This is a genomic window from Lysobacter sp. 2RAF19 (genome assembly GCF_052115395.1).
GTDB lineage: Bacteria > Pseudomonadota > Gammaproteobacteria > Xanthomonadales > Xanthomonadaceae > Noviluteimonas.
This window is the reverse complement of sequence record NZ_JBFRGO010000009.1, coordinates 1-1,192: the sequence shown is the minus strand read 5'-3', so window position 1 is coordinate 1,192 and position 1,192 is coordinate 1. Positions and strand designations below refer to the sequence as shown.

Genomic DNA, 1,192 nt, shown 5'->3' with positions numbered 1-1,192 from the left:
TTACTTGATGATCTTCGCCACGACGCCGGCGCCGACCGTACGGCCGCCTTCGCGGATCGCGAAGCGCAGGCCATCGTCCATCGCGACGGGGTTGATCAGCTCGACCACCATCTTGATGTTGTCGCCCGGCATGACCATTTCCACGCCTTCCGGCAGGGTCACGGCRCCCGTGATGTCGGTCGTGCGGAAGTAGAACTGCGGGCGGTAGCCCTTGAAGAACGGCGTGTGGCGGCCGCCTTCGTCCTTCGACAGCACGTACACCTCGGCTTCGAACGTGGTGTGCGGCGTGATCGAACCGGGCTTGGCCAGCACCTGGCCGCGCTCGACGTCGTCGCGCTTGGTGCCGCGCAGCAGCAGGCCCGCGTTGTCGCCCGCCTGGCCCTGGTCCAGCAGCTTGCGGAACATTTCCACGCCCGTGACCGTCGTCTTCTGCGTCGGGCGGATGCCCACGATTTCGATTTCGTCACCGACCTTGATGATGCCGCGCTCGATGCGGCCGGTCACCACGGTGCCGCGGCCCGAGATCGAGAACACGTCTTCCACCGGCATCAGGAACGGCTTGTCGATCGCGCGCTCCGGTTCCGGGATGAACGTGTCCAGCGCGTCCACCAGCTTCAGGATCGCCGGCACGCCGATTTCCGACTGGTCGCCTTCCAGCGCCAGGCGCGCCGAACCCTTGATGATCGGGGTGTCGTCGCCCGGGAACTCGTACTTGGTCAGCAGCTCGCGCACTTCCATCTCGACCAGCTCGAGCAGCTCGGCGTCGTCGACCATGTCCGCCTTGTTCAGGAACACCACGATGTACGGCACACCGACCTGGCGCGACAGCAGGATGTGCTCGCGCGTCTGCGGCATCGGGCCGTCCGCGGCCGAGCACACCAGGATCGCGCCGTCCATCTGCGCCGCACCGGTGATCATGTTCTTGACGTAGTCGGCGTGACCCGGGCAATCCACGTGCGCGTAATGGCGGTTGGCCGATTCGTATTCCACGTGCGCCGTCGAGATCGTGATGCCGCGCGCCTTCTCTTCCGGCGCCGCGTCGATCGCGTCGTATGCCTTGAACTCGCCGCCGAAACGTTCCGCGCCCACCTTCGTCAGCGCCGCCGTCAGCGTCGTCTTGCCGTGGTCAACGTGACCGATCGTGCCCACGTTCACGTGGGGCTTGGTGCGCTCGAACTTACCCTTGGCCATG

1 protein-coding gene is annotated in these 1,192 nt (G+C 65.9%); it reads right to left on the bottom strand.

Annotation, left to right across the window (positions count from 1 at the left end):
* On the bottom strand, positions 1–1,191 hold the full coding sequence (gene tuf / locus AB4059_RS15930) for an elongation factor Tu (RefSeq protein WP_498980227.1): 1,191 nt from the start codon (positions 1,189–1,191) through the stop codon (positions 1–3).
* Position 1,192: the final 1 nt, after the last annotated feature.